The organism is Pontibacter harenae (genome assembly GCF_020907245.1).
Taxonomy (GTDB): domain Bacteria; phylum Bacteroidota; class Bacteroidia; order Cytophagales; family Hymenobacteraceae; genus Pontibacter; species Pontibacter harenae.
This window is the reverse complement of sequence record NZ_JAJJWH010000005.1, coordinates 68,187-88,921: the sequence shown is the minus strand read 5'-3', so window position 1 is coordinate 88,921 and position 20,735 is coordinate 68,187. Positions and strand designations below refer to the sequence as shown.

22 protein-coding genes are annotated in these 20,735 nt (G+C 43.2%); 8 read left to right on the top strand and 14 right to left on the bottom strand.

Annotation, left to right across the window (positions count from 1 at the left end; genetic code table 11):
* Nucleotides 1-251 precede the first annotated feature (251 nt).
* Nucleotides 252-1,556 (top strand): M20/M25/M40 family metallo-hydrolase, encoded by a 1,305-nt coding sequence (locus tag LN893_RS04420; protein ID WP_229968590.1) that lies wholly within the window; start codon nucleotides 252-254, stop codon nucleotides 1,554-1,556.
* A gap of 196 nt (nucleotides 1,557-1,752) precedes the next feature.
* Here the strand turns inward: LN893_RS04420 and LN893_RS04415 are convergent, their stop codons facing one another.
* On the bottom strand, nucleotides 1,753-2,151 hold the full coding sequence (locus tag LN893_RS04415; RefSeq protein WP_229968589.1) for a VOC family protein: 399 nt from the start codon (nucleotides 2,149-2,151) through the stop codon (nucleotides 1,753-1,755).
* A 132-nt stretch (nucleotides 2,152-2,283) separates the two neighbouring features.
* Between LN893_RS04415 and LN893_RS04410 the strand changes: the two genes are divergently transcribed.
* The gene (locus tag LN893_RS04410) at nucleotides 2,284-3,120 is read left to right on the top strand and encodes a hypothetical protein (protein WP_229968588.1); all 837 of its coding nucleotides are present in this window, start codon (nucleotides 2,284-2,286) and stop codon (nucleotides 3,118-3,120) included.
* A gap of 71 nt (nucleotides 3,121-3,191) precedes the next feature.
* On the opposite strand, the gene lgt is transcribed toward LN893_RS04410, so the two are convergent.
* The 5 genes from lgt to LN893_RS04385 form a co-directional block, all read right to left on the bottom strand.
* Nucleotides 3,192-4,034 carry a prolipoprotein diacylglyceryl transferase gene (lgt, locus tag LN893_RS04405; protein ID WP_229968587.1) on the bottom strand — a complete coding sequence of 281 codons (843 nt, stop codon included), beginning with the start codon at nucleotides 4,032-4,034 and terminating at the stop codon, nucleotides 3,192-3,194.
* 136 nt (nucleotides 4,035-4,170) lie between these two features.
* Nucleotides 4,171-6,054 carry an NAD(+) synthase gene (gene nadE, locus LN893_RS04400; RefSeq protein WP_229968586.1) on the bottom strand — a complete coding sequence of 628 codons (1,884 nt, stop codon included), beginning with the start codon at nucleotides 6,052-6,054 and terminating at the stop codon, nucleotides 4,171-4,173.
* A gap of 160 nt (nucleotides 6,055-6,214) precedes the next feature.
* Nucleotides 6,215-6,955 carry a ribonuclease III gene (gene rnc / locus LN893_RS04395; RefSeq protein ID WP_229968585.1) on the bottom strand — a complete coding sequence of 247 codons (741 nt, stop codon included), beginning with the start codon at nucleotides 6,953-6,955 and terminating at the stop codon, nucleotides 6,215-6,217.
* The gene (fabF, locus tag LN893_RS04390; RefSeq protein ID WP_229968584.1) at nucleotides 6,955-8,208 is read right to left on the bottom strand and encodes a beta-ketoacyl-ACP synthase II; all 1,254 of its coding nucleotides are present in this window, start codon (nucleotides 8,206-8,208) and stop codon (nucleotides 6,955-6,957) included. The genes rnc and fabF overlap by 1 nt, the downstream gene beginning before the upstream one ends.
* 61 nt (nucleotides 8,209-8,269) lie before the next feature.
* Complete coding sequence (locus LN893_RS04385) at nucleotides 8,270-8,506, bottom strand: acyl carrier protein (RefSeq protein ID WP_018477241.1); 237 nt, start codon at nucleotides 8,504-8,506, stop codon at nucleotides 8,270-8,272.
* 75 nt (nucleotides 8,507-8,581) lie between these two features.
* Here LN893_RS04385 and LN893_RS04380 point away from each other — a divergent pair, with 75 nt between their 5' ends.
* Complete coding sequence (locus LN893_RS04380; protein WP_229968583.1) at nucleotides 8,582-9,091, top strand: IPExxxVDY family protein; 510 nt, start codon at nucleotides 8,582-8,584, stop codon at nucleotides 9,089-9,091.
* A 1-nt stretch (nucleotide 9,092) separates the two neighbouring features.
* Nucleotides 9,093-10,517: a pyruvate kinase gene (pyk, locus tag LN893_RS04375; RefSeq protein ID WP_229968582.1), complete on the top strand. Its 1,425-nt coding sequence runs from the start codon at nucleotides 9,093-9,095 to the stop codon at nucleotides 10,515-10,517.
* Between the two features lie 444 nt (nucleotides 10,518-10,961).
* On the opposite strand, the gene LN893_RS04370 is transcribed toward pyk, so the two are convergent.
* The 3 genes from LN893_RS04370 to LN893_RS04360 all read right to left on the bottom strand — a co-directional run bounded on the left by LN893_RS04370 (nucleotide 10,962) and on the right by LN893_RS04360 (nucleotide 12,331).
* Nucleotides 10,962-11,258 (bottom strand): hypothetical protein, encoded by a 297-nt coding sequence (locus LN893_RS04370; protein WP_229968581.1) that lies wholly within the window; start codon nucleotides 11,256-11,258, stop codon nucleotides 10,962-10,964.
* 168 nt (nucleotides 11,259-11,426) lie between these two features.
* Nucleotides 11,427-11,690 carry a 30S ribosomal protein S20 gene (gene rpsT / locus LN893_RS04365; protein WP_229968580.1) on the bottom strand — a complete coding sequence of 88 codons (264 nt, stop codon included), beginning with the start codon at nucleotides 11,688-11,690 and terminating at the stop codon, nucleotides 11,427-11,429.
* 377 nt (nucleotides 11,691-12,067) lie between these two features.
* Nucleotides 12,068-12,331, bottom strand: coding sequence for a hypothetical protein (locus LN893_RS04360; RefSeq protein ID WP_229968579.1), 264 nt, complete (start codon nucleotides 12,329-12,331; stop codon nucleotides 12,068-12,070).
* 135 nt (nucleotides 12,332-12,466) lie between these two features.
* Here LN893_RS04360 and LN893_RS04355 point away from each other — a divergent pair, with 135 nt between their 5' ends.
* A complete protein-coding gene (locus LN893_RS04355; protein WP_229968578.1) occupies nucleotides 12,467-13,432 on the top strand; it encodes a YheT family hydrolase in 966 nt (321 codons plus the stop codon).
* A gap of 101 nt (nucleotides 13,433-13,533) precedes the next feature.
* On the opposite strand, the gene rsmG is transcribed toward LN893_RS04355, so the two are convergent.
* The 4 genes from rsmG to LN893_RS04335 form a co-directional block, all read right to left on the bottom strand.
* On the bottom strand, nucleotides 13,534-14,169 hold the full coding sequence (rsmG, locus tag LN893_RS04350) for a 16S rRNA (guanine(527)-N(7))-methyltransferase RsmG (protein ID WP_229968577.1): 636 nt from the start codon (nucleotides 14,167-14,169) through the stop codon (nucleotides 13,534-13,536).
* A 23-nt stretch (nucleotides 14,170-14,192) separates the two neighbouring features.
* Nucleotides 14,193-14,426: a hypothetical protein gene (locus LN893_RS04345; RefSeq protein ID WP_229968576.1), complete on the bottom strand. Its 234-nt coding sequence runs from the start codon at nucleotides 14,424-14,426 to the stop codon at nucleotides 14,193-14,195.
* A gap of 178 nt (nucleotides 14,427-14,604) precedes the next feature.
* A complete protein-coding gene (locus tag LN893_RS04340; RefSeq protein ID WP_115567331.1) occupies nucleotides 14,605-15,213 on the bottom strand; it encodes an RNA polymerase sigma factor in 609 nt (202 codons plus the stop codon).
* Nucleotides 15,204-16,307, bottom strand: coding sequence for a glycosyltransferase (locus LN893_RS04335; RefSeq protein ID WP_229968575.1), 1,104 nt, complete (start codon nucleotides 16,305-16,307; stop codon nucleotides 15,204-15,206). The genes LN893_RS04340 and LN893_RS04335 overlap by 10 nt, the downstream gene beginning before the upstream one ends.
* A gap of 291 nt (nucleotides 16,308-16,598) precedes the next feature.
* Here LN893_RS04335 and tgt point away from each other — a divergent pair, with 291 nt between their 5' ends.
* The 3 genes from tgt (at nucleotide 16,599) to LN893_RS04320 (ending at nucleotide 19,852) form a co-directional block, all read left to right on the top strand.
* Complete coding sequence (gene tgt / locus LN893_RS04330; RefSeq protein ID WP_229968574.1) at nucleotides 16,599-17,729, top strand: tRNA guanosine(34) transglycosylase Tgt; 1,131 nt, start codon at nucleotides 16,599-16,601, stop codon at nucleotides 17,727-17,729.
* A gap of 105 nt (nucleotides 17,730-17,834) precedes the next feature.
* Nucleotides 17,835-18,911: an LptF/LptG family permease gene (locus LN893_RS04325; RefSeq protein ID WP_229968573.1), complete on the top strand. Its 1,077-nt coding sequence runs from the start codon at nucleotides 17,835-17,837 to the stop codon at nucleotides 18,909-18,911.
* The gene (locus tag LN893_RS04320; RefSeq protein WP_229968572.1) at nucleotides 18,911-19,852 is read left to right on the top strand and encodes a DMT family transporter; all 942 of its coding nucleotides are present in this window, start codon (nucleotides 18,911-18,913) and stop codon (nucleotides 19,850-19,852) included. Before LN893_RS04325 ends, LN893_RS04320 begins: the two co-directional genes overlap by 1 nt.
* Here LN893_RS04320 and ispE read toward each other — a convergent pair.
* Nucleotides 19,808-20,617: a 4-(cytidine 5'-diphospho)-2-C-methyl-D-erythritol kinase gene (ispE, locus tag LN893_RS04315; RefSeq protein ID WP_229968571.1), complete on the bottom strand. Its 810-nt coding sequence runs from the start codon at nucleotides 20,615-20,617 to the stop codon at nucleotides 19,808-19,810. The two genes, LN893_RS04320 and ispE, sit on opposite strands and share 45 nt — an antisense overlap.
* Nucleotides 20,618-20,735: the final 118 nt, after the last annotated feature.

The window sequence follows — 20,735 nt, the reverse complement described above, 5'->3', positions numbered from 1 at the left end:
AGGCTTATAGTGTTAGCTCCTTTTCCTAAAGCAGCCACAGAGAAAGGAGTATTTTACATTAAATAAAAAACTGTTTGGATGTAACTCCAAAGCATTCATAACTACCAAGCTACTTCGCGGTAACAGGTTCGTCTAAACCTGATTTTCCATATTTCAGCTATATTGGGTGCAATTCTAAAGTTTATTATATCTTTATGCCAATCTAAACTTTACGGTATAAAGTTAAACAACCACACCAAGTATAGCTTCTAATGAAACAGTATAAACTTTGGGCCGTCGCTTTAGCCCTTGGCTTTAGCAGCACTGCTGTTGCCCAAAAAGTTACCAGCATTACAGAAAAAGAAACCACGCGCCTTATTAAAACGCTAAGTGCCGATGATATGCAGGGCCGCTCTACCTTTACACCAGGTATAGACAAAGCCGCAGACTTTATAGCACAAGAGTTTAAGCGCATTGGCTTAAAGCCATTGCCTGGTAACGCTCACTACGAACAGGAGTTTACGGTATTCAGAGTTAAGCCTGGCAAAGTGCAGGCGCAGCTAAACAGTAAAACCATCTCTCCTGAAAATGCCTTTGCCAGCACCTCTCAAGCCCAACTAAACTGGCAGGCCGACAAGCAAAGACAAATAGTTACCATAAAAGAAGGTGCTAACCTGCGCGATGAACTGATGAAAGCGCAAAGCTTGCAGGAAGAAGCCTTAGTTTTAGTACACCCAAGCCACGAGCAAGCTTTTAAAAACTTCCAGCGCTACTTTACCCGCAGCTCCGTTAAAACGGATTTGGGCAAAGAGGCCAGCAAAGTTTACCTGCTTACAGACCAGTTTACCCCTGGCAGTTATACCATTAATCTTTCGAGTAACGTGGAGCAGTTGCCGCTTGCAAACGTGGGAGGCATGATTGAGGGTAAGCGCACAGATGAATATGTTGTTTTCTCTGGCCACTACGATCACATAGGTATAGGCAAAGCTGTTGATGGGGATAGCATTGCCAACGGAGCCGACGATGATGCTTCTGGCACAGCTGCCATGATGATGCTGGCGGATTATTATAAGAAGCAAGGCAAGCCTGAGCGCTCGCTGCTATTTGTAGCTTTTACTGCCGAAGAAATAGGAGGCTATGGTTCCAAATACTTTTCAGAGCAACTCGATCCAAATCAGATTGTAGCTATGTTTAACATTGAGATGGTGGGCAAACCCTCTAAGTTCGGACCAAACAGCGCCTACCTCACAGGCTTTGAAAGATCGGATATGGGCCAACTGATGCAGAAAAGCCTGGAAGGAACAAGCTACAGCATACACCCAGACCCATATCCTGAGCAGAACCTATTCTACCGCTCTGACAACGCCACTTTGGCTCGTTTGGGTGTGCCTGCTCATACCATTTCTTCGGTGCAGATAGACCAGGATAAAACTTACCACACCGTGAAAGATGAATTTGAGATGCTGAACATGCCACACCTTACCAACATGATCAGAGCAATTGCCCTAGCTTCTCAAAGCATCGTGAATGGCACCGCTACACCTTCTCGTGTAGATAAATCGCAGGTGAGGCAGTAGTTGCATTAATTAAAAATTAAAAATTAGAAAATGAGGTACCTGCTAAAGTGCTTAAACAAATCGAGGAGCAATACTGCTCCTCGATTTGTTTTTACTCTTCCTTAAAATTGTGGCTGTAGCAGCGTTAGCACAAAAAACCGCTTAGGTCATTACGCTTTATCGAAATTCTTAATTTTTAATTCATAATTCTTAACTCTCATCCTCCCCGCTCCCACATTCCTTCCATCACTAATTCCAACAGGTGTTCGTCGGGGTCACGGAAGTAAAAAGATAGGAAGCCACCGCCCCAGTCATACTCCTGCTCAACAGCTATACCAGCTGCCTCTACTTTGTCTTTCCAAGGCTGATAATCAGACTTTGCCACTTCAAATGCCAGGTGTAAGTTACCAGAGCCAAAGTGTGGCGGCAAAGTCTTCCCTTCTTTCGCCACTTCAGAAATAAAGCAAAGCAGCACCGATGCACCTGCCCTAAAAAACACATGCCTACCAGGTACCTCTCCTATCAATTCGAACCCAAGCTTGCCAGTGTAGAACTCTTTTGTTTGTTCCAGGTCTGTTACATACAAGCACGTTTCTTTTATCTTCCTGATGTCCATTTACCTATTTACGATGTTTATCCTGATCTTTAGGATGAAACTAAAACATTTTTTGCTTCTATATATGAAACCGTGCTAACGTAGGTTCACGTTAATCAGTATCGCGCTCATAATTACTACCCCATGAAGCTTATGATTAAGATTGCTTTTATACTTGCTACGCTAGTGGCTATTATGTTTTTTGCATTTTGTAATAAATTTAAAGGTCCTCAAGAGGCAACCGAAAAGCTGACTAAGCTAGCCTCTTTACCTAAAGAAGTAGAGGAAAGCTCTGGTATACTTAAATTGCCCGAACAAGAGCAGTACCTTACACACAACGATGCAGGCAATAAACCATACCTCTACCAAATAGATAGCAAAGGCAACATACAGCAAACGCATAAACTATCGTTGCCAAATGTAGATTGGGAAGACCTCTCGAGCGACACGCAAGGGAATATTTACATTGCCGACACAGGCAATAACGCTAATAAACGAAAAGAACTCGCCGTTTATAAAGCTCCCTTGAATAACTTAAACAAGCTTCAAGCTATACGCTTCAGTTATGAAGATCAGAAAGAGTTTCCACCTAAAAAGAAAGACAGGAATTTTGATTCTGAAGCTATTTTCTGGCACGGCGGAAGCCTATACATTATCAGCAAAGACAGGGGCAGAGGTGAAACAGCCAAGGTATATCGCTTGCCAGACCAGCCAGGTCAGCACCAGGCAAAGCTTATCGGAAAAATAAACATCAATAGCCTTATAACCAGTGCCGATGTTAGCCCTGCAGGCGACCAGGTAGTACTGCTGAGCGAAGGGAAGTTACACTTGTTTAACAACGTGAGCAATATTGCTACGTTTTATGAACAAGACTACCAAGACATTTCTTTCCCAGGCACAGGCCAAACCGAAGCCGTTGCTTTTGAAGATGCGAACACGCTGATAATAACTAGCGAAGGTGGCAATTTGTACAGATACAGCCTCAACTAAGCTTAACCTCAGGTACAACAAAAAGGGCCGCTAATGCTAGCAGCCCTTTTTGTTGTATATCACTTATTGTATTACTTTTTACTGTTTGCTGCTGTTAGCCTGCCGCCAGGCAATACGGATGTTGGCTTCTGCCACACCCTGAACAGGATGAATAACCCAGCAAGAATAAGCGGTATACTTAGCAACTGGCCCATATTAAGTATCAGTTCGTCTTCAAATGCTTCCTGATTTTCTTTTAAAAACTCTATGAGCAGACGAGACGTGAACAAAACCGTCACGAATATTCCAAAGAGTAAGCCTCTAGGCAGGGCACTTTTATACTTCTTCCATAACCAATACAAAAGCACGAAAAGCAGAAGCGCAACTAAACCTTCGTATAACTGTGTAGGGTGGCGCGGAACATGAGAGTACTGCATACTTCGCTCAAATATAAATCCCCAGGGTAAGTCGGTAGGTTTTCCGAAAATTTCTGAATTCATCAGGTTACCCATCCTAATAAAGAAACCGCCCAAAGCCACCACAATCACAATACGATCCAGCACCCACATATAATCGAACTTATACTTGCGGCTGAACATCCAAAGAGCCAACAATATACCTATAGTGGCACCGTGGCTCGCCAAGCCACCTTTCCAGATCATCAGAATCTCCAGCGGGTTACTCAGGTAATAATCAGGATCATAGAACAATGTATGGCCTAAACGAGCGCCAACTACGGTTCCGATAATCATATAAAGTGTCAGCAGATCTACATCGCCCTCGGTGCGGCCTTCGGCTACATATATTTTGGAGATGATAATTTGCCCAAATACAAATGCCAGCGCAAAAAATAGTCCGTACCACCTAACTGACAAAAAGCCAAAGCTGAAAATCTCAGGATCTACGTTCCAGGTTATATAGTTTAAAATACTCATAAGGTTGATTCTATTCCCTCCAAAGTTACGATAAATAGAATATGGAAAAAACGTAAAGCTGTATGCAAAGTGCCTATATATAAATAGCCTCACCCGCCGAAGTCAGATGAGGCTATTGTAGCTAAACTAAATAAGTTTAGCCCCTTACCTGCTGAAGCTCTTCTCTAAAGCCTCCGCTCAAGATTGGGAAGCGAAGCCAGCTGCGTGGGTCCAGGTTGTAATCATCGAGGTGGAAAGACAGTGCATAGCGCTCTCGCTTCCATTGGTTTCTGGACCACAGCGTATAAAACTTTACAATATACTCTCGGGCTTTATCGGCTGGGGCAATGCTATCAGCTACGAGCTTAGCATGTACTTCCTCTGGCGAAAGTCTGTCATAGAAAGCCAGCCGCTCTATCATGTTAAGAATCTCATAAGGCATCAGGTCTTTTTCGTCTGTCTGGCTTTCAGACGAAGGTCGCAGTTCGGCAGTAGGTTGTAGCTTGTTCACATACTGCAGCCCCTCGAAGCCCAGCTCCAACTGCATCCAGATCAGCAGTTCCCGAATAAAAGCCTTGTCAATACCCGCTATGGGTGATATACCGCCAGCTGTATCGCCATCCATGGTAGCATAACCTACGGCCGCTTCGCTTCGGTTTGAGGTAGCCATCAGCAAGGCCCCTTTAATGTTGGCCAGCATCCAGATGCCAGGAGCACGAACACGAGCCTGTATATTTTGCAAGGTCAGGTCATCCTCTTCCCATGTCAGCGGCCTCTCCAGCACGCTCTCAATTTTGGAGGTGTAACCTTCCACTTCGTCGTCTATGGTCCAGTTGTAGAAAACAGCGCCTATCGAATCGGCCAGTTCTTTTGCAGAATTATAAGTGTCGTCGGAGGAATTTACTGTACCTTGGTAGGCACAGGTAAGTAATCGATTAACAATAGCTTTCTGTACCTCTCCTTCAGGCAGGTTTTCAAAGTAAGCCACATCCTTCAGAGGAAACATTCCAAGCTTAGAAACAAAAAGCACTACACCCAAGCTTTCTATGCCGCGGCGTACCATTTCGGCCACTGCTACAGCACATAAAGAGGAATCGGCGCCACCGCTTAATGACAACACAAATCCACGACTGCGGCTTTTGCGCATATAATCGAATAAGGCAAGGCTAAGAGCAGCTATAACTTCTTTACACTCATCTATAGGAGGCAAATATTCTATGGTTTCTTCTATCTCAGGATTCTCTCCAAAGCAAACTTCAGCCACTTCCATGTCTACGCTCTTAAAACAAAGAAGCTCGTTACGCCTTATCAGCTTTCCGTTTTGGGCAATAAGCACCTCCCCATCGTAAATCATGCGGCCTGCTTCGTTACCAAGTAAGTTTGCATACAGGTAAGCGCATTGGTATTTCTTAGAAGCCTCTACTACCAACCTGTGCCGCAGATCTGTTTTGCTTAGAGCAAAGTGGCTGGCGCTTGGGTTAAGTATAAGCTGCACACCTTTAGGCATGTGACGCTCAGCTGGCCTGTTAGGTCGCCAGGCATCCTCACAAATCTCGAAAGCAAACTTTACCCCCTGCTCTTCATAAATTATGTCTCCGATAGGATACTGCTGCCCAAACATCTCAAACTCCTTCACCTCATCCGCAGGCCAGGGCGTAAACCAACGTGGTTCGTAATGCACACCGTCATTCGCCAGAAACTGTTTGGCCGTAAAGCCCACAATCTCCTTGTTTTTGATGACGCAGGCAGTATTATATACTTTAGCGTCTATGAGCACGGGCACCCCTACACAAACCGTAATTTGTTCACACCACTCCTTCACCTGCAACAGCTTTTCAAAAGCCACCTCCGATACCCAAGGGCTTAGGAAAAGATCTTCGCAGCCATAGCCCGTAATGCACAATTCGGGCAATAAGAGAATGTCAACATTATTGGCTTGTGCCTCTGAAATGGCATCTTTTATATTCTGCAGGTTTTGGTCCCAATCGATGGGGGTTTGGTTTAGTGCAGCACCCGCTAGGTTTAATCTGGTTTCCTTCATGAGAGATTATAACGCAACTATAGAGGAGCAAGTTAAACGTTATGACTCAAATTTATTTAAATGGCTTTTGAATAAATGCATACAGAGGCACATGCTCCTCCTAAAAAAGCAAGATGCCTGCGTTCAAAAATTCTGAACCAGGTAAAAATAAAACCAGAAACTACTCTATTTTGAGGAATTGAAGTGCTTTTTCGGCAGCGGCTTGGTCGGCTTTTTTCTTAGATAAACCAGCGCCCACGGCAATAGGTTTACCATCTATTTGTACTTCGGAGGTAAACTCGGTGGTGTTGCCCTGTTGTTTTCGCTTCACTATGTCGAAGCGGATATCTAGGTTTTGGCTTTGTGCCCACTCAATAAGCTTGCTTTTGAAGTTAGCTGTAGTGCTTACGAGGTTATGAATATCTACGTGAGGCTTAACCAGTTTTTTGAGGATAAAATGGCGTGTGTCGTCATACCCCTTATCAAGGTAAATAGCGCCTACAAGTGCCTCCAGCGCATTGCCATTTACTGACTTATGCCGCATACTATGGCTGGAGGTATCAACTTTAACCAATAAATTTAACCCGATTTTAAGTGCAATCTGGTTAAGCGATTCGCGGTTAACAATACGTGATCGGATTTCGGTAAGGAAGCCTTCGTCTTCGTAAGGAAATTTCTTAAAAAGATGCTCGGCCACCACTGCACCCAATATGGCATCACCTAAAAACTCGAGGCGTTCATTCGTCTCGAGTTTTCCCGCTGCTGCCTGTCTGGCAAAAGAAGTGTGGGTAAGAGCAAGCTTGTACAGACGTAAATTATCTGGAGAGCTTCCTGTAATACCAGCAATAGCACGTACTAATTCTCCATCTCTGGTAAACAGCCGTTGATAAACGCGCAGAACTGGTTTTATAGGCCCAAACACTAATCGTTCACTTGACGGAATAAAACAGAGGTATTGTGTCCACCAAAGCCAAAGGTGTTGCTCAAAGCAATCTTTACTTCACGCTCCTGCGCTTTATTGAATGTAAAGTTCAGCTTCTGATCAAAGTTTTCGTCGTCTGTGAAATGGTTGATGGTTGGCGGCACCACATTGTTCTGGATAGCCAGAATAGAAGCAATTGCCTCAATAGCGCCAGCTGCTCCCAACAAATGTCCTGTCATAGACTTGGTAGAGCTAATGTTCAGGTTATAAGCATGGTCACCAAACACTGTCTGGATAGCTTTAACCTCGCTTACATCACCAAGTGGTGTAGATGTACCGTGTACGTTAATGTAATCTACTTCCTCAGGCTTGATACCAGCATCGCGCAATACGTTTTTCATTACATTCAATGCACCTAAACCATCTGGGTGTGGTGCTGTAATGTGGTAAGCATCGGCAGACATACCGCCTCCTATTACCTCAGCGTATATTTTTGCACCGCGTGCCTTGGCATGTTCGTACTCTTCCAGCACAAGTGCACCTGCTCCCTCACCTAACACAAAACCGTCACGGTCCTGGTCAAATGGGCGTGAAGCAGTCTCTGGAGAGTCGTTACGCTCTGAAAGGGCTTTCAAGGCATTAAAACCGCCTACACCAGCCTCTGTTACAGCTGCTTCAGAGCCACCACTCACAATCACGTCGGCCATACCCAAACGGATATAGTTAAACGAGTCGATCAGGGCGTTTGTAGCAGAAGCACATGCCGAAACAGTTACAAAGTTAGGACCTCTAAAACCGTACTTGATAGAAATATGACCAGCGCTGATGTCGGCGATCATTTTCGGGATAAAGAAGGGATTGAAGCGTGGTGTACCGTCGCCATTGGCAAAATTCACGCATTCTTCTTGAAAAGTACGCAAACCGCCGATGCCCGAACCCCATATCACGCCTATGCGATCAGGGTCTATACCGCTGTCAATCAGCTTAGCATCGTTAACTGCCTCTTCGGCAACCACCATTGCAAACTGAGAGAAAAGGTCCATTTTACGGGCCTCTTTACGGTCGAAGTATTTTTCTGCGTCGTATCCTTTTACTTCACAGGCAAATTGAGTTTTAAACTTACTCGCATCGAAACGAGTGATAGGCGCTGCGCCACTCACGCCATTAGTTAAGCCATTCCAGTACTCTGCAACGGTATTACCAACTGGCGTGAGTGCACCCAGCCCAGTAACTACAACTCTCTTAAGCTCCATAAGCTGCTAGTAGAGGATAGATAGTAGAAAAATATTATACTTATTTGATTAAGGAAGGATGTTATTTTGCGTGCTCTTCCAGGTAGCTTACTGCCTGACCTACAGTTGCAATATTTTCAGCCTGATCATCTGGGATAGATACGTTGAATTCTTTTTCGAATTCCATGATAAGCTCAACTGTATCCAGCGAATCAGCGCCAAGGTCATTTGTGAAGCTAGCCTCAGGAGTAACTTCTGACTCTTCCACACCAAGCTTATCGATGATGATAGCTTTTACTTTTTCTGCGATTTCTGACATTTTTTCTTATAGTTTATTAAAACACTGTGCAAAGAAATAACTTTCAACAGACAATGTCAAAAAAAATTACGCTCTTTGGCAATAACAAAACTTTTATACCTTTTCAGAAGAATTGCTTCCATAGCTCTTTATTTTGTAGATTGCACAGATTTAAGCATGAGAGTACTTCATTTAGACATAGAATACGATTACAATTTCCATCTTTATGGACTAGTCTCGCCATATAAAGAATATAAACTTGCATGGGCAATAAATAAACTATTAAATTTACACTTGATAAAGAAAACCGACCTTTGCTATGACCTTTCTGGTAAAGAGCGGCTTATCATTTCAAATTATGAATTTATTTCTGAACACAGTGTAGTACGACTTTGTAAGAACAGGGCCCTTGGCACTAGTCCTCTCAAAAAATCTTTTCTACTACCAGATATAAAGGAGTATGATTATATTCTGCAAATTTCGGGAGCCTTGCAGCAACTGTGTCCGCAGGAAACTATTGAAAGGATGCTTAAAACACCATTAGTTCAGTACATAAAGCAGTTTGATCCGCTAACACTCAAGTTTAAAGAAAACCTGATATTTTAAAATGGAAGTATCGTTTAACAGAACAAAAATTTTGGCCACAGTTGGCCCGGCTTGCAACACCTACGAACGCCTGTTGGCTTTAGTGAATGAGGGTGTAAACGCTTTTCGTCTTAACTTTTCGCACGGCGCTTACTCTGAGCACCAAAAAGTAATAGACCAAGTACGTGAGCTAAACAAGAAGAACAATAAAAACATTAGCCTTGTACAGGATTTACAGGGCCCAAAAATCCGTTTAGGCGATGTAGAGAACGGCGGTATCGAAATTAAAGAGGGACAAATTATAAAACTTGTTTGTGACGGTTCTTTAACGACAGAGGGAAGAATCTCTACTATTTATAAAGATCTGGCAAAGGACGTGAAACCAGGCGATGCTATCTTATTAGATGATGGCAAGCTTGAGGTGAAAGTAATTAGCACAGACAAAGTAATGGAAGTGGAGGCTGAGGTTATTTACGGCGGTGTTGTAAAACCTCGTAAAGGCATAAACCTACCAGACTCTAAAGTTTCTGCTCCATCTATGACGGAGAAAGACGTAGAAGACCTGCACTTTGGTTTAGACAATGATGTGGAGTGGGTGGCACTTTCTTTTGTTCGTAAAGCAGAAGACATTCACGAGATTAAGCGCATTATTGCTGAACGAGGAAAAAGCACACGTGTTATCGCTAAGATAGAGAAGCCTGAGGCTATCACTAACATAGATGAAATTATAGAGGTAACAGATGCTATTATGGTAGCCCGTGGTGACCTTGGTGTAGAGGTTGGCATGGAGAAGGTACCAATGATCCAGAAAATGCTGGTAGAGAAGTGTAACAAGGCAGGCAAGCCTGTTATTGTAGCTACACAGATGATGGAAAGCATGATTACCAACCCACGCCCTACTCGTGCTGAGACAAACGACGTAGCTAACGCGGTAATAGACGGTGCTGACACGGTAATGCTAAGTGCAGAGACTGCTGTTGGTGCTTATCCGATAGAAACCATCAGAAGCATGAGCCTTACTATACGTACTGTAGAGGCTAGTGCAGACATTTTTAACAAAACTTATGTAAATCCTGCTTCTGAAAACTTCTTGAGCGATAGCCTTGTTGCAAACGCATGCGGTTTGGCCCGTGATACAAATGCTAAAGCTATCATAGGCATGACGAAGTCAGGTTATACTGCGCTACAGCTTTCTAAGAACCGTCCAAAGTCAGACATTTTCGTGTTCACATCAAACCAGAACCTACTTAATACATTAAACCTGGTTTGGGGTATTCGTGGCTTCTACTACGACAAGTTCGAATCTACTGACGCTACCATTGCTGATATTAAGAACACGCTTTTAGAAGGTGGCTTTATCAAGTCTGGCGATGTATTCGTTAACACGGCCAGCATGCCGATGAATGAGATGAAGCGCACAAACATGATTAAGCTAAGTGTAGCATAACACTTATACTACTTATACATAAAAAGCCTGCGGCAGATTTCTGTCGCAGGCTTTCTTTTTTTAGAGCGCCTGAGTTTGTCGCCCCTTCTGTTGATATGTTTGCTTGTGCATTATTATACCTTTTGATATCTCCCTCTTGGGACCGCCTACTTGCTCTCTCCTGTTATGGTTGGAAACAAACATAGCAATACTGCTGGAACAAACTCAAGAGCAACCCGATCACCTCAAACAATTTCTGAACTATACATTCTGTAAGAGCATCGCTTGGGCTGTTATGACGCACCTGCAATTCCTAAGCAAGTTGAATCCATGACAGGCAAAGCTTGTCTCAAAAGCTTCGAGTTAATAGATTATAGCAGCAAAGATCAGCAAAATGAACTACCAGAACTGGGCTCGTACAGGCAACTGGTGAGGCACAAGCCGTACATGGCGACTCATGCCTGATTATTCAACTATGAAAGCAATGAAAACTGACACTGCAAGAAAGACAAAGTATGCTTTTCCAGCCCAATGTGTCCACTCATGATACTTGGAGATATTTCTGTTCTTGTAATTTCTATATGCAATAATTCCCATTACTATAGGACCTAAAATGATTAAGTAAAACGCACCGAGAGATGCCATCGCTGACCATTCCCAGAAGAGGGTTGTCAAGATAACAAGCAAAAGCCCACCGTATGTGGCAAACGATAAAATTAGGTCAATGATAGGCGGATCTTTAACCTTATCTCTTTTTATCATATTAATGAGTCGAAGGTAGAAGATTAGCCCCAACGCTGGCACGATGAGATGAATCGTCAGGAAAATGATTATTTCATTATTCATCATTTTAATAAGCGTCAACTATAGCAAACATAAAAAGCCTTACACTTGCGGTGTAAGGCTTCCGATTTAGGAATCCAACAGAAATTAAGCTGCTGTAGCCAGGCTGTTTACAAACTTAGCTAACTTAGACTTGTTGTTAGCAGCTTTGTTTTTGTGGATGATGTTTTTCTTAGCCAGACGGTCAAGCATAGAGGAAACTGTCTTGTACAGCTCTTGCGCCTCGGCTTGATCAGTCGTGTTTTTCAGCTTCTTTACAAAGGTACGAGTGGTTTTCGCCTGGTATCTGTTACGAAGACGTTTAGCGTTATTCGCTCTAATTCTCTTTAATGCCGACTTATGGTTAGCCATGTTATTCTATAAAATTAATTCTTTGTTCCGTTCTTAAATGAGTTTGCAAAGGTAAACCCTTTACAAATAATTTCCAAGGGCACACAGAAAAATATTGTGTAGACTATCTGTACAAAGGTAGCATTTATTATTCAGTTCGTCAGGCTTTTACCAATAATTAACCTTTAGTAGACATAAATATAACTCAACTATTGTATAAGCATAAGATAGAAGGAGTTGTCGCTAAGCATCACCAAAAGGCTTCAACTATACACTTACCTTGTGGTCATCAACAGCCTTGCTTTTTAAGTCTGTGTTGCTCTTTTACTTGCGGCTCCCATGCTTCAAAGCTTTAGGTGTATAGCTTTGCTTCTCTAATTACTAACCTTGATATCAGTCTATTTCAGTTTGTGAACTGACTGCACCACTTCCCACTCCTGTTTAGAAGCGATCTTGGCTTTTTCAGGCTTTCCAAGTAGCCATGCAGAAAAGTTATTAACTTTGTCTTTAGTTTCAAGGCTTTCCTCCTGTAGTTCAGAATTTGCCATGCTTCCCTCTGCATGCATTCCACTTTGGTTTCGAGCTTCTTGGTTGCACGCGAACACACAAAGACCAAGAGCGAATGCTAATCCTATAGTTTTGAATTTTAGAGCTATCTTCATAGTTGTATTACATTATCAGATACATTAACAGCATACGGTGAAAAAGGAATATTGATATATCAAAACAGCATATATAATAAATAAGTATTTTAAGGTTAAAAAAGTACAACATACCATTTAATTTACACAGTTCTTATGCCTCTTGTTCCATCTCAGTACAAAGCTCCATTTTATTTGTTTAATGGTCATTTACAGACAATTATACCTGGGCTGTTCAGGCAAGTAGAAGGTGTACAGTATGCACGGGAGCGAATTACAACACCCGACGAGGATTTTATAGATCTGGACTGGTCGAGGGTTGGCTCTGAGAGTTTGCTGGTGCTTTCGCACGGCCTGGAAGGTGATTCCCACAGACCGTATATACAGGCAATGGTTAAGGCTCTGAATGCACAAGGCGTGGATGCCCTGGCATGGAACTATCGCAGTTGCAGCGGCGAGCCTAATATGCTGCTCCGTTCTTACCACCTAGGTACTTCAGACGACCTGGCACATGTACTACAGTATGCATTACACACAGGCCGCTACCACACCATTTATTTAACGGGCTTTAGTGCTGGAGGCAATATTACCCTCAAATATTTAGGTGAGCATCCTGAGCAGGTGCCTCAAGAGGTAAAGCGAGCTATTGCGTTCTCCACTCCTATCGATTTGAAAGATTCGGCCAAAAATATTTCTAAAGTCTACACGCGCCGCTTCCTGAAAACACTAGGTAAGAAACTGGAGCATAAGAAGCAGATGTTTCCCGACCAGATTGATTTGAGCGGCTACAACTTACTTTCGTCCTTTCCTGAGTTTGATGAACGTTACACAGCGCCGATTCATGGTTTCAAAAGCGCTGATGATTACTACACCCGCGTTAGTTCCAAGCAGTTTCTTAAGAACATACAGGTGCCTACTTTACTTGTTAACGCCAAAAATGATCCTTTTTTAGGCAGGAGTTGCTACCCTTATGAGGAAGCCCGACAGAACCCCAACTTTTACCTGGAGGTACCCAATAGCGGCGGGCATGTAGGCTTCCCAGAAAGCTACGGAAATCAATACTATTACGCTGAAGCACGGGCAGTCAGGTTCTTACTCGGAGGCCAGAAGCCTGAAGTATAAGCATTTAGACAGAGAGAAAGGCAGGAGTTACAGCAACAAGAAGTTCATCTATTGCAAAAAGCTCCTATCATTCTGTTGTACAACAGCTTAAAACCGCTACTTTAAGGCTTAGACTGTATGTATACGACTTTCTTTGTCTCGAAAAAATCTTCTGTGAAGTAATCAGTTAAGGCAAATGTTTCAGCAACGAGACCAGATTCAGCTATTTCTTCTTCCAAATCGCCTCCTTTCAGATAGTATAAGCCTTTCGTTTCAAGGTCAGACTTTTTAAAGCTGTTCCTTACCCAAGGCCAAAAGTTAGCTAGGCGGGTAACGGCGCGGCTAACTATAAAGTCGTATTTTTCGCGCACCTGCTCTGCTCTGGTATGCGATGCTGTTACGTTTTGCAGGTGCAACTCTCTGGCTATCTCCTGCACCACGTGTATCTTCTTGCCAATAGAATCTACCAAATGAAACTTTACCTCTGGAAACATAACGGCCAGCGGTAAACCAGGCAAACCGCCGCCAGTTCCAACGTCCATCACAGCGGTATGCTCAGGAAACTGCACTACCTTGGCTATACCGAGCGAATGCAGAATATGGTGTACCCCCAGTTGGTCCATGTCCTTACGAGACACGACATTTATCTTCTGGTTCCACTCTTTATACAACTCCCCCATCTGCTCGTACTTCTGCAGTTGGTCTTCAGTAAGATCAGGAAAATAACCAGAAAGCAATAATCGGATGGAGGTAGACATACTCAAGAATTACAAGTTAAGATTTATGAATTAGCCTTTGTGGCGACAAAAAATATAGTACCAGCCAACAAGCCTACTACAGCAACTGCAAGTAAAGCCATCAACAGGTCGAACAGCAGCACCATACCAGCGTTATGGAACTGACCTTCGTACTTTTTAACAAGCTCATGCCGAACCTTCTCCCTATCTCTGAAGCGAAGATACAGGCTGGCTTTACCTATAAGAGAAAGTATTGTTTCACCTGACACAAAGGCCATCGTTTAAATATATGTATGGTGTCAACAACAGTAACTTGCGCAAAAATATAAAATAAGAACGGGAATAACGTAAAGTATAAAGCCCCTGCTGCTCTTAGGCAACAGGGGCTTCACAAGTAATCAATCTTTAACCTTAATTTTAATTATTAATTCAGACCATCACACTCAAATGTAAAAGTTAAATCAAGTGCTTTTTGTTTTTCACCATGTCATACAGCAATTCGCGGGCTCTGTGGAGCTGAGCTTTTACAGTTCCAAGCGGTGCATTTAGTTCGGTGGCTATTTCTTCGTAGCTAAGCTCGTTAAAGTAACGAAGCGTAACCAGGCGCTGGTACTTATCTGGCAGCTTAGCCACCACGTACTGCATTATTTCAATTTTCTGGTTCTTTATTGCCTCTTCCTGCGGGTTCAGGTTCTTGTCTTTGAAGTCTATCGTTATCTCGTCGCCATTATCAATCTTGATGGCTGAATCGATAGACATGGTTTTGATCCTGTTTTTGCGGATAAAGTCGATACAGTTGTTTGTAGCGATGCGGAATAACCAGGTACTAAAGGCATACTCAGGGTTAAACTTGTGCAGGTTACGAAACGCCTTGGCAAAAGCCTCGATCGTTAAGTCTTCGGCATCGTCTGCATTGCGCACCATTTTCAACACCACATGGTATACAGGTTTTTTATAGATGCTCATCAGCTCAGCATACGCTTTTTCATCGTTTTCTTCGACCGCAGCCTGTATTAACTTGAAATCGTGTTTTGCCTTTGCTGAAAATTGCTTATTTACTTCCATCTGATTTTTTTATACAATAGTACAGATACTCCGAGGAACAGATAATTAAAAAAGTAGACAAGGTCTAGCACAAGTAGCAGCGGTAAGGTAAGCTTTTCGTTGAGCCTGCGTGCACAAAGCACATACACAGGAAATACAGTCAAATACCTTAAGCCAACTAGCGCGCCTAATATAGCTAATTTACTATACATAAAAAGAATAATAAGAAGAAGCAGATAAAAGAACAGGTTTGCTCCCATAAAGGCGCCAATTCTTCTTTTATCTGATGCTTTATACATCCTCCCAACAGACAAGTGTCTTCTTTTTTGGGTCAGCCATTCCCGAAACGTCTTTTTAGGAACACTAGAGGTCTGCCCCTCCTTATCGATAACAATGTTTACTTTGCTATTGTTGGCGGCATCACGAACAAAAAGATCGTCGTCGCCGCCTAGTAATTTGATATGCGATGCAAACCCCTTATTCCTAAAGAAACATGTTTTGGTATAAGAAAGGTTTCGGCCTACACCCATATAAGCACGCCCCTTGTTTGCATGAGACAGATACTGCATTCCAGTGAGTAAGGTTTCATATCGGATCAGATGATTTAAAAATCCTTTGATATGTGCATAAGGAGAGTAGCCAAGTACAACATCTACCCCTGTAGTATAACCTTGTTGCATTTTGTTTATCCACTCCGTTCTTTCAGGGCGGCAGTCTGCATCGGTAAACAGCATATGCTCATACTTAGCTGCTCTGATACCAAGTGCTACGGCATATTTTTTAGGGTTCAGGTAATCTGGAGTTTTCTTAACAGTTACTACTTTAAAATTAGAGAACTGCCTCTCCAGCTCGTACAGATAAAATTCTGTATCGTCTTCTGACCGATCGTTTACTACCACTACTTCAAATTCTGGGTAGTCCTGGTTCAGAAGCATTGGTAGCAGTTCGTACAAATTTTCCTGTTCGTCGTGTGCTGCTACAATCACGGAAATAGGCTTTTTTTCCTCCGTAACGGGATCAGTATATTTAGAAAGCGGAAGGAAATAAAACAAGGCAAAGTAAAGCTGCACCAGTACACAAAGCCCGAGCAGCACCAGTAATATTATTGTAGCCAAAATGATGCTAGTTGCTAATTATTGATGTTGGAAAATATTTTTTGGCGACTCATAATTACACACAAGCTTTTTGAAACAGCTTTCAGGTAATAGCAGTAGCCAACAATCAAAATTAGCCATTAAAACACCATTTCCGAATCCTTTACCGATTTAATAAATCTTGATGTTTTGTGACAGAGGAGTTTGTATCTTTGCCGATTATTTTTAAACTAATATCAAAATTTTGGCAGTAATTAGCTGCCTCTTTGTTGGTGCTATTATTGCTTATAACAGCACTAACTATTTACAACTATGCAATTTTCATTAGTAGCCAACGATAAACAGTCTAAAGCGCGTGCAGGTGTGGTGCAAACCGACCATGGCGCCATAGAAACTCCTATTTTTATGCCTGTAGGCACAGCAGGCACAGTTAAAGCCGTACACCAACGCGAACTGAAGGATGATATTAAAGCCGAAATCATACTTGGAAACACTTACCATTTGTATCTGCGGCCAGGCCTGAACGTACTCGAAACGGCAGGTGGATTACATAAATTTAACGGCTGGGACCGCCCAATACTTACCGACAGCGGTGGCTATCAGGTTTTCTCTTTAGCTGGCACACGTAAAATAAAGGAAGAGGGCGTTAAGTTTAAGTCGCACATTGACGGCTCTACCCTTAACTTCACTCCTGAAAATGTAATGGATACGCAGCGTACTATCGGAGCCGATATTGTGATGGCATTTGATGAGTGCACCCCCTACCCTTGCGACTATACTTACGCCAAAAATTCGATGGAACGCACGCACCGCTGGCTACAGCGCTGTGTCGATCGTTTTGACAGCACAGAGCCTAAGTATGGCTATAACCAAACGCTGTTCCCTATTGTGCAGGGCAGCACCTACAAAGACCTGCGTGTGCAGTCGGCTGAGACTATTGCCAGCTTCGGGCGCGAGGGCAATGCTATTGGTGGTTTATCGGTAGGTGAGCCAGCCGAGATGATGTACGAAATGACGGAGTTGGTTTGTGATATATTACCAGCCGACAAACCTCGTTATTTAATGGGAGTGGGCACGCCAGCCAACATCCTGGAAAATATAGCCTTGGGTGTAGATATGTTCGATTGTGTGCTGCCAACCCGCAATGCGCGTAACGGCATGTTATTTACTACGCAGGGAGTCATTAACATTAAAAATCAAAAGTGGGCGAATGACCATTCTCCTATCGACACTGAACTAGGAGGCTATGTTAGTACGTTCTACAGCAAAGCATATTTGCGCCACCTAATTCACAGTGGCGAGTACCTGAGCGGCCAAATTGCCAGTGTGCATAACCTTACCTTTTACCTTTGGCTGGTAAAACAGGCACGCCAACAGATACTAAACGGAACTTTCCGTGAGTGGAAAGACATAATGGTAAAGAAACTGATGACAAGGCTTTAGGATTTAGAACGTTAGAGATTTAGAAAGTTAAAAAGTTAACGCTTTAACTCCTAAACCCTCTAAATCTCTAACTCAAAAAACTTTATAACCTCTTAACTTAAAAAGTTGAAGCTACTCGACAAATACATTCTTAATAAGTTTCTCACCACTTTCGTATTTGTGGTGCTGATACTGGTATCGGTTATCTGCGTGATCGATTTTACGGAGAAGAACGATGACTTTATTAAGAACAACGTTCCTGTCTCCGAGATCATATTTGACTATTACCTGAATCTGATCCCGTTTTATGCAAACATGCTGAGCCCCATTACAGTGTTTATTGCCACTGTATTTGTTACAGCTAAGCTTGCCTCGCATACCGAGATCGTTGCCATACTAAGCAGTGGTGTTAGCTTTAGGAGGTTGCTGGTGCCGTACATTATGGGATCATCTATAATTGCCGCCGCTATTTTCGTACTTATAGGTTGGGTAATACCAAATGCGAACAAAGAAAGTGTAGCCTTTCAGGTAAAATATACTAAAAGCCAGTATGTGTATGAGGGGCGCAACATCCATATAAAAATAGCTCCAGACACTTATGTGTACATGGAGAACTACAACAACAACTCTCACATTGGTTATAATTTTGCGATGGAGACCATCGACGACACCAATCTAAAGCAAAAGCTAACCGCAAGCACGATCAGTTGGAATGCTGATGCTCAAAAATGGCATATCTCAAATTACAAGCTCAGAACATTTAATGGGCAGAAGGAAACCATCTACAAAGGCGAACCTATAGATACAACCCTGGATATGCACCCCAAAGACTTCGAAAGCACTTATAAGTTGGAGCAGACCATGACACTGACAGAATTGAACCGCTTTATAGAGCAAAAACGCAGCCGTGGTGCAGACGATTTAGAGACTTACCTGGTAGAGAAGTATGAGCGTTTTAGCTATCCTTTTGCTATTATTATCCTGACTGTAATTGGAGTGATTGTGAGTGCCCGTAAAGCCAGAGGCGGTGTGGGTTTTCAAATTGCCCTTGGGTTCTTCCTCGCTTTCGTGTTCATCATCTTTGTAATTACGAGCCGAAGCCTGGCTCAGGTAGGCGATCTGGACCCCATGATTGCTGCCTGGATTCCGACGACCATTTTCACAGGCATCGGGTTTATACTTTACCGCTACATACCGCGCTAATGCCACGACTGAAGGATTACCTGGAGCTCCACTTTATCATTTTCTTGTGGGGCTTTACAGCCATACTAGGCAAGCTGATTACGATACCAGAAGTGGAGCTGGTTTTCCTCAGAACCTTAATTACAGCGTTAGCACTTGCTGGCATTATGTACAAGCGTGGAACGCCTTTCTGGCTGGGCCGTGGCAAGGTGCTTAAAATGGTAGGCGTAGGTTTCTTGATTGCAGCACACTGGATCCTGTTTTTTGCCTCTGCTCGTGTGGCTTCTGTGTCTATCTGTTTGGTGGGTATGGCTACCTGCAGCCTCTGGACAGCACTGCTAGAACCTCTTTTCACAAAGAAAAAAATAAAGCCTCACGAGATATTTTTGGCTCTGCTCATCCTGCTGGGCCTTTACATCATTTTCCGTTCCGAAACACAGTTTGACAGCAGAATAGGTATAGCTATGGCAATAGGCGCTGCCTTTCTGGGCTCAATTTTTACCATCATCAACGCAAAGCTGGCGAAGCAACACCCTTCCACCACCATCACTTTTTATGAAATGTCTGGTGCCTGCCTCTGCACTGCTTTGTTCTTCCCGCTTTACGTGACGCTATTTACAGGCGTGGAGGGGGTAGATTTAACCATGAGCACGATGGATGCCGTGTACCTGCTGATATTGGCGCTGGCCTGCACCGTGTATGCCTATACGGCTTCTGTGCGCATCATGCAGAAGATCTCGGCCTACACCATGAACCTGACCGTAAACCTGGAGCCCGTTTATGGCATCATTCTAGCATGGATCATCTTTAACGAAAACAAGCAGATGACGATAGACTTTTACTATGGAGCTGGCGTAATCCTGCTAAGTGTGTTTATCTACCCTATCCTGGATTCTTATTCTAAAAGGCAACATAAACTAAAGCAATCCTTTCCAGAGGAGGTAATGATCGGGAAAGACTAAATCTGCTGGAACTTCCCCTTTGAACAAACCATAAATAGCGGAACCAGAGCCCGTCATGGCGGCATACACAGCACCTGCCTTGTAGAGCTTCTCCTTTAGCTGCGGCAACTCTGGATATTTTGGAAAAAGAGCCTCTTCGAAGTCATTCTTTAAGATATCAGGCCAAACCCTTACATCCTGCTTTAGCAGCAGGCCTATACCGCAACTTGGCTCTTTAGGCAACACGTTTCCATAAGCCTCGGCAGTTGTAATGTGTATACCTGGGTAAACAACCACACAACTGTAGCCACTTAAATCGAGCTCGAAAGGCTGAAAAACATCTCCCTTTTCAACAGCTATCACAGGTTTGTTTTCTATAAAAAAAGCACAGTCGCTGCCTAACTGGCGGGCATAGTTCTGAAGTTCGTCAACGCTCAGGTTTAGTTCGAATTGCTGGTTCAGCATCCGCAAGACAAAGGCAGCATCAGAAGAACCGCCTCCCAAACCAGCCCCCATAGGAATAACCTTGTGCAGGTGCATGTGTACAGGCGGTAAATCATGCTCTTTTTTCAGTAGTCTATAAGCCTTCAGGCATAGGTTGACATCAGGATCTCCAGGCACAGGCAAGCCAGAAGTAGTAAACTTCTCTTCAGTAGCAGGCAGTATTTCCAACGCATCGCACCATTTCACGGGGTAAAAACAAGATTGTAGGTCATGGAAGCCATCTGGTCTTTTAGCCGTGATTGATAAGCCGATATTAAGCTTCGCGTTTGGGAAGTCGAGCATAGTTTATAATTTAAATCGCAAATTACGTAAGAAGATACCAGTATCAAGACGTAAAAAGACATACTTTTGATAAAGAAGCTAATGCTTTACGCTTTAGAGATGCTGATTTAGAAACGTT

Coding starts and splice junctions, on each gene's coding strand:
- LN893_RS04420 (WP_229968590.1), top strand. CDS start 252: ATGAAACAGTATAAACTTTGGGCCGTCGCTTTAGCCCTTGGCTTTAGC.
- LN893_RS04415 (WP_229968589.1), bottom strand. CDS start 2,151: ATGGACATCAGGAAGATAAAAGAAACGTGCTTGTATGTAACAGACCTG.
- LN893_RS04410 (WP_229968588.1), top strand. CDS start 2,284: ATGATTAAGATTGCTTTTATACTTGCTACGCTAGTGGCTATTATGTTT.
- lgt (WP_229968587.1), bottom strand. CDS start 4,034: ATGAGTATTTTAAACTATATAACCTGGAACGTAGATCCTGAGATTTTC.
- nadE (WP_229968586.1), bottom strand. CDS start 6,054: ATGAAGGAAACCAGATTAAACCTAGCGGGTGCTGCACTAAACCAAACC.
- fabF (WP_229968584.1), bottom strand. CDS start 8,208: ATGGAGCTTAAGAGAGTTGTAGTTACTGGGCTGGGTGCACTCACGCCA.
- LN893_RS04385 (WP_018477241.1), bottom strand. CDS start 8,506: ATGTCAGAAATCGCAGAAAAAGTAAAAGCTATCATCATCGATAAGCTT.
- pyk (WP_229968582.1), top strand. CDS start 9,093: ATGGAAGTATCGTTTAACAGAACAAAAATTTTGGCCACAGTTGGCCCG.
- LN893_RS04370 (WP_229968581.1), bottom strand. CDS start 11,258: ATGATAAAAAGAGATAAGGTTAAAGATCCGCCTATCATTGACCTAATT.
- rpsT (WP_229968580.1), bottom strand. CDS start 11,690: ATGGCTAACCATAAGTCGGCATTAAAGAGAATTAGAGCGAATAACGCT.
- LN893_RS04360 (WP_229968579.1), bottom strand. CDS start 12,331: ATGAAGATAGCTCTAAAATTCAAAACTATAGGATTAGCATTCGCTCTT.
- LN893_RS04355 (WP_229968578.1), top strand. CDS start 12,467: ATGCCTCTTGTTCCATCTCAGTACAAAGCTCCATTTTATTTGTTTAAT.
- rsmG (WP_229968577.1), bottom strand. CDS start 14,169: ATGTCTACCTCCATCCGATTATTGCTTTCTGGTTATTTTCCTGATCTT.
- LN893_RS04345 (WP_229968576.1), bottom strand. CDS start 14,426: ATGGCCTTTGTGTCAGGTGAAACAATACTTTCTCTTATAGGTAAAGCC.
- LN893_RS04340 (WP_115567331.1), bottom strand. CDS start 15,213: ATGGAAGTAAATAAGCAATTTTCAGCAAAGGCAAAACACGATTTCAAG.
- tgt (WP_229968574.1), top strand. CDS start 16,599: ATGCAATTTTCATTAGTAGCCAACGATAAACAGTCTAAAGCGCGTGCA.
- LN893_RS04320 (WP_229968572.1), top strand. CDS start 18,911: ATGCCACGACTGAAGGATTACCTGGAGCTCCACTTTATCATTTTCTTG.
- ispE (WP_229968571.1), bottom strand. CDS start 20,617: ATGCTCGACTTCCCAAACGCGAAGCTTAATATCGGCTTATCAATCACG.